6 protein-coding genes are annotated in these 6,000 nt (G+C 59.1%); 4 read left to right on the top strand and 2 right to left on the bottom strand.

Going from position 1 to position 6,000, the window contains the following annotated elements:
- Positions 1 to 337: 337 nt before the first annotated feature.
- The 4 genes from ACW6W5_RS09715 (at position 338) to ACW6W5_RS09700 (ending at position 3,555) form a co-directional block, all read left to right on the top strand.
- Positions 338 to 649 carry a DUF3892 domain-containing protein gene (locus ACW6W5_RS09715; RefSeq protein ID WP_152151115.1) on the top strand — a complete coding sequence of 104 codons (312 nt, stop codon included), beginning with the start codon at positions 338 to 340 and terminating at the stop codon, positions 647 to 649.
- 483 nt (positions 650 to 1,132) lie between these two features.
- Positions 1,133 to 1,384, top strand: a complete 252-nt coding sequence (locus ACW6W5_RS09710; protein ID WP_152151117.1) for a hypothetical protein — start codon at positions 1,133 to 1,135, stop codon at positions 1,382 to 1,384.
- Between the two features lie 298 nt (positions 1,385 to 1,682).
- Positions 1,683 to 2,759, top strand: a complete 1,077-nt coding sequence (locus ACW6W5_RS09705) for an MBL fold metallo-hydrolase (RefSeq protein ID WP_152151119.1) — start codon at positions 1,683 to 1,685, stop codon at positions 2,757 to 2,759.
- 16 nt (positions 2,760 to 2,775) lie between these two features.
- Positions 2,776 to 3,555 carry a hypothetical protein gene (locus ACW6W5_RS09700; protein WP_152151122.1) on the top strand — a complete coding sequence of 260 codons (780 nt, stop codon included), beginning with the start codon at positions 2,776 to 2,778 and terminating at the stop codon, positions 3,553 to 3,555.
- A gap of 45 nt (positions 3,556 to 3,600) precedes the next feature.
- Here the strand turns inward: ACW6W5_RS09700 and ACW6W5_RS09695 are convergent, their stop codons facing one another.
- Positions 3,601 to 4,953, bottom strand: a complete 1,353-nt coding sequence (locus ACW6W5_RS09695; RefSeq protein WP_152151125.1) for a ComEC/Rec2 family competence protein — start codon at positions 4,951 to 4,953, stop codon at positions 3,601 to 3,603.
- Positions 4,954 to 5,630: 677 nt separating this feature from the next.
- A complete protein-coding gene (locus tag ACW6W5_RS09690) occupies positions 5,631 to 5,999 on the bottom strand; it encodes an H-NS histone family protein (RefSeq protein WP_152151127.1) in 369 nt (122 codons plus the stop codon).
- Position 6,000 lies beyond the last annotated feature (1 nt).

Below are 6,000 nucleotides of genomic sequence, written 5' to 3'. Positions count from 1 at the left end.
CGATGCGGCTATCAGGACTGCTTGACTCTACAGGCACAGCGCGCATCTAGCAGGCTTGTCCAATGCGCTTTCGGAGGTAAATAATGAGTCAGAATTCTGACGGCTACTCCGATCTTTTGCCAGGCATATAGGTATGCTGAGCAGGTTTGCATGCCCGAATTAAGTTGCTCGGATTTGTAGGTCATCTGCAATGCGTTGCTGGGTGGGCCCCTTTGTAGCGCCGGGTGTCATTTTCTTGACTCCTTTCGCCTTTAGTCGGGGGTAGGGAATTTCCTATTGTATAAAGCAAGCAAGAGTCGTTTAATGTCGCCGAGCATTTTGTTAAGGAAATGTCTAAGTGGCGCATCCTGATTTCTATGTTTCCGCTGTGCAATACAACAGCGATGGCTCGCACATTGCAAAGCTGCGTGTGCATAGGGTTGATAAGACCAACGGCACCTTCAAGGAAGGTAGCTACAGCGACGTGACGCGTCCTCAAGTCATCGAGTCGGTCGAAAAGAATGTGACTTTCACTACCATCGTCCGGAAGCCGGACGGTGGGTGGCGGCTCGGTGCGGCGCTGGAGATTATGTCGGTCAAGACCGATTACCTCAAGACCGTGCGGGATGAATCGACGCGCGACAACCTGGAGAAGTTGCCCACTTTCTGAGCGGGTCTTGCGACCCGAGGCTCAGGTCAAAATGCGTATGAACACGATGTTGGCCGGGTGCTTAATGGGTGATATCCGGAGTCTCAATGTGCAGGTAGTGCACGCCGTCCTCCTCCAACGAGGCGGCCAGGCAACCTCCCAGAAGTTCTGTGCTTCCATCAGGGTGGTAAATGCCGAAGGAGCTGGCAAGGCCTGCTCCGCCCAGGAAAGGGGCGATGGCGTCGAGTTGAGCCTTACTTAGGCCTTCCACGCGGGCTGTGCCAACGTGCCGTGAATAAATTTCAAGCCAGTACATCGGTTGCTGTGCCCGTTCGGTGGATTGGTGGATTTCTAACAGAGAAGTTGGAGGCGTCAAGGGTGTCGTACAGAGATAAGCTGACGTTGGGCACGGTTGGAGGACAGCGAGGCATCTTTCTCCAGTGCAACAAGTCGGAGAAAAAGTCGGTGGTTCGTAGATATTTTCCGGATGGCAGGCGGCAGTGGATGAGTGAGAAGGTGCAGTCCAGGCACACGGATGGCACGCCAAAGCATCTCCACATTCCAATCTTGGAAGAGGGCGTCTACGAGGTGCTCGGTCAGCCCAAACTTAGCGGGTTCTATGCGCTCTACCTTAACGAGAAGGGCTACATGTCCTACTGTGCGCTGGATCCAAACATGGCCGCCGCGCTGCTGGCGAAGTTCGGTTCCGATGGGCTGCGTGCAGCCTTGGTCGCTATGGGGAAGGCGGTCTATTGACCCGCACAGGCCTGTCAACGATTGCATGACGACGGAAAAGTCATGTTGGAAGCTGGCTTTAGTTGGAATGTAGCGGGCGCGGCTAGCATTGCCCCATGCCTGGAAAAGCAAGGACGGGCGGCTGCCAGTGGCGGCGAACTAGGCCGGCAGGTCTTGGCGGCTTTGTGGTGCATGGCCCGTCTGTATTCAGGGCCTTTTTAATAGAAGATTCTCCTCTGATGGCGGTTCCCGCCAACGGGCGGAGCATTTCGTCTCAACCTTGCTCAGATGAGTAACCTTAGACAACAGGGGGCTAAACGTGGCTGATAGTATCGAGTTGGATTTCTTAGGGGTTGAAACTTCCAAAAGCGGTGACGCCATTGGCGTGCGTTACGAGTTGAATGGGCAGACCCGGATCCATGTGGTGGATGGTGGCTACCTGGAGACCGGTGATCGCCTGGTCGAACACATCGCCAAGCACTACGGTACCGGCAAGGTTGACTCGGTGGTGCTGACCCATCCGGACAGCGATCACGCAAACGGCCTGCGCAAGGTCCTTGAGCGTTGCGAAGTGGGGGAGCTTTGGATGCATCGGCCTTGGCTCTATGCGCAAGAGCTTCTCCCCCGGTTTGAGACCTACAACTCCGTGGATGCTCTGCGTAGTCGCCTGCGCAAGCTGTATCCGGGGCCGGCGGCGCTGGAGGAACTTGCGCTTGAGAAGAACATCCCTATCCGCGACCCGTTCCAAGGCGCCTGCATCGGCGATTTTTTGGTGCTGGCCCCGACGCGTGCCCGCTACTTGGACCTCGTGGTCGCATCCGAGCGCACGCCAGAGGCAGCGAGGGAGCGCACGCTCGTCGAGGCGTCTCTCGAAGGCTTGGCTGCGTTGGCCAAGGCTGCCAAGAACTTGGTACAGGGTTTGTGGGGGCAGGAATTCTTCCCAGTCGGTGGGACCAGCGAAGAGAACGAGATGAGCGTGGTGCAGACCATCGTCATCAATGGCAAGCGCGTGCTTCTGACTGGAGACACGGGTCGTAACGGCCTCACTGAAGCCGCCGACCACTTGGAGGCGATGGGTGGGACGCTGCCTGGCGTCTGGGGATTTCAAGTGCCACACCACGGGGGGCGTCGAAACGTCAACACCGAGGTCCTCAACCGCTGGTTGGGCGAGCCGCTACAGTCCCAGGAGGACGGGTACAACTTCAATGCGGTGTGCAGTTCCGCCAAGGCCGACACGGCGCACCCTAGGAAAGTCGTGGTGCGCGCGATGATCCACCGGGGTGCACATTTCTGTGCCACGGAAGGTCGGGATGTGTTGCTCTCCACCGGCATCTCGCGGGCCAACTGGGGAAGCATCGAGCAGACCCCGTATCCGCCCGACTACGAGCAGGACTGAGGGAGCGAAGACCAACGTGTCCAATCCTATTGCTCTAGGTCAGCTGCTTGCCCAAGTATCGGATCCCTATGATCGCAACGCTAGGCTTGCTCCTGCTCTGATCGTGCTGATGCCGCTGACCGTGTCCTTCATTGCAGCGTTTCGAGACGAGCTCGACACTATGCAGGTTGTGGCGACCGTCATTGCGACTTTCTGCGCGCCGTTCTTGCTCTCCAGCGTGGTGCGCTTCCAGGGCAAGAAGCTCGAAGAGAAGTTGGTCAGGAAGTGGGGAGGCATGCCTTCCACTATTCTTCTTCGTCACCGAAACGAGCGACTGAACCCTGTTACGAAGGCCGGGTATCACAAGGCGATCCAGGAAAAGCTGAAAGCAGAGGTTCCGTCGGCTGCCAAGGAAAGGGGCAGCCCGGGCAAGGCCGACCATGCTTACGAGGACGCTGTTGCCAAGCTGCGGGAGAGGACTCGCGGCACGGAAGCGTTGGTGTTTAAGGAGAACATCTCCTACGGCTTCTTCCGGAACATGTCGGCGCTGCGCCCATTTGGCGTGGCGACCTCTGCCGCCGGCGTGCTCGTGGGCCTGCTTATGACCGGAGCGTTGACCCTCAATCCGCTTGCTTTTACTTGGTCGTCGCTGCTGCACCCAGGCTTTGAGGGCGGCACGACACTGCTGGTTTCGGGGGTGTTGCTCTTCCTGTGGTGTAGCAGCTTCAGTCATTGCCGCGTCGAGAGCGCGGCCTACGCATACGCTGAGAGGCTTTTGACAGCGTTTGATCGTCTTCCCAGCAGCCAATCGCCGTGACGGGGACTGCTCCGGCGCGTTGCTGAATGGAATGGCGGGATGCCCCTACGTTTGCGTAAGGGCCATTGCCTTTGGGCAGGCGGCCAAGTGCGGGAGCGCGCCGGCTGGCACGGTCCAGCCGATGCGGATGCCATCCAAATGAGTGGTGGGGTGGTGTGCCGTTGCTCGGGCGTGACCCGGAGGGCCGACGTTAGCGTTGCCAGGCGCGGGAACGGCCCAGCCAGTGTGAGTCCAGCCGGCTGCATCATACGCGTGCACTCCCGCAGGGCGAGGGTGGGAGACCCCGTACTTTCCGTGCGCGTTACCAGGGCCGAAGGAATAGGCCAACCGGGCGTAGTCGAGCGCCGGCAAGGGCACCGGAGCGCCGGCGCCATGGACGCGGGCCCCGTGGTGGGTGGCCACCAAGCCCGTAATGGGATGTTTTAGGGCCCCTGGAATGTTGTGGTAACTGGCATCGCCAGGCAACAGCCAACGCTTGCCTCTGCGCTCGGCGATCAGCGCCAGTCCTGACTCATTGCGGTCACCTGCAGGCCCTTTGCAACGAACGAGCTTGATTCCAGAACCTAGGCGAACAGTGGCCGAAGTGCTGAGCAGAAGCGTTCTTCCTCCCGCGGCCCAAATGTTCATCAGGAACACAATGTGTTTGATCGTCTCTGGGATGGGGGCAATCCAGGTGCGCGTCAGAAGGCCTGTATCAATGGTGGCTCCAGCCCAATGGTCTGCGTCCCAGTGGGAAAGGACAACAATAGGGTCCGCGCACTGGCAGAAGCTGATGTTCGGTGGCCGCGTGGGAGCATTGCGGTATACGCCGCAGCCCACGTCAAAGTAGATGCGCGCAACGCCTTCGCGGCACAGCAATGCATTGGCCGACCCCTGGCCCACATCGAGCACCGCTAGCTCCTCAATGTGCCGGGCCGTGGGCTTGGGCTTGGGCCTTGCGCGGGACATCAGAGCTTTGCTTGGAAAAAACATGAGGTTGTTCAGCTGCTGACTCCTGCGGTGCATCAGTGGAAGGCGCAAAGCGTCAAATGCCACAGTCTGGGGCGGGGAAAAGAGGTTCGGATACAGTTGCCCGAGTAGTTGGCCCTCATCGGAAAGCTCAAGAAACATCCAGCGCCTGGCCTTTGGCCTAAACCGGCGATTCGCCTCGTCGAAGAATATGGTCAGCTGCAGGTGGAACAGCGGTGCCTCTTGAAAGAACTCCTCGCATGCGTCGGCGCTCGCGGCATTGTTGTTCAGACCACAGCGCTCGCTGAATTCGGCGAACCACTCCGCCTCCACCCCGTCCAAGCCGACCAAGGCCAACCCTTCGCCCAACGGTTCGATAAAATCCACTTGCGCATACAGTCCCTTCGGGCGGGTGCGCTCCGGTGCGTCGAACGAGAAATGCGGGTTCATCGGAAACTCCATGTAAGCCAATTGCATTGAATGCTGCGCTCTATACGCCCGGTCATATTGCTGGTCGGCTAAGCTTGGGGGACGAGGCCTGCGTTGGTGGCGCCATCGACGGGGCTCTGCACCAACTCATCCAGACACCTCCGGACAACCCTCATTGCCTCTCATAGCCATTCAAGCCAAGGGGCATGGCGAGAGCTTAGCTCAATAGCCTCGCACCGGGGCCTTGGGGGGGGGGTGACAGCTAGAAATCTGTGAGACTGTACGCCTAGGCTCTCCATCCGAGCCCTTCTTGAGCTCTAGCTCCTTGCTTGCCTCCGCCTGCGCCCTTGGCAAACGGCGTGTAGTGTTGCCCGTTCGAGGGACACACAACGCAAGAACCACTTGCTTCCAGCCCACTACGGCGTAGGAGCAAACTGAGCGTGGGCAATTTAGCCTTTCTTGCGCCGGGCTCATCAAGTAGGCGGTCTCACTAATCAGTCAGAGCACGGGTGCGGACGCGCGGCTTGGTGAGGGGGCGATCCCACGCCCTGGTCTCAACCAGGCAGGTCGCCCACGTCTAGTCGCGCCCCGTCTAAATGTCGCGTTTAGAGGGCGACAGTTATGTCCGAGGCAAAAGGACTGCCGAGAGCTTGGGTTCGGGCCCGCTGGCGCCTTCACGCAGGCCAGCGGCCTCTTGCTTACTTGATCAAGAAATCAGCGGGTGACTTGCCGCTGTTTACTAGGGCTGCCATCCATCGGGGTTGCCTGCCGCGGCCGGTCCACGTTTCGCTTGCGTTGGCGGGGTTCCGATATTTAGGAGCCACCTTGCCGCCACTCGACTTTGTCGACTTCCTTCCCCCTTTCTTTTTCGCCGGCGGGTCCGTCAAGTTGGCCGGCGCTCCGTATAGCTCTTCAATCGTATAGCCATGGTCACGCACGTATTTGTTGATCTTGGCGCGCATAGCGGAGGCCTTGGGGCGCGTGAGGACTTTGGTCTGTTGCTTTTCAGCTGCGGTGATTAAGGAGCGCAAGTCCTTGGCCGACAGGCCGCTAAGATCAATGCTCATG

It is taken from the genome of Stenotrophomonas sp. IS26 (assembly GCF_054188265.1).
The sequence above is the reverse complement of the archived record's forward strand: the minus strand, read 5'-3'. Positions and strand labels throughout refer to the sequence as shown.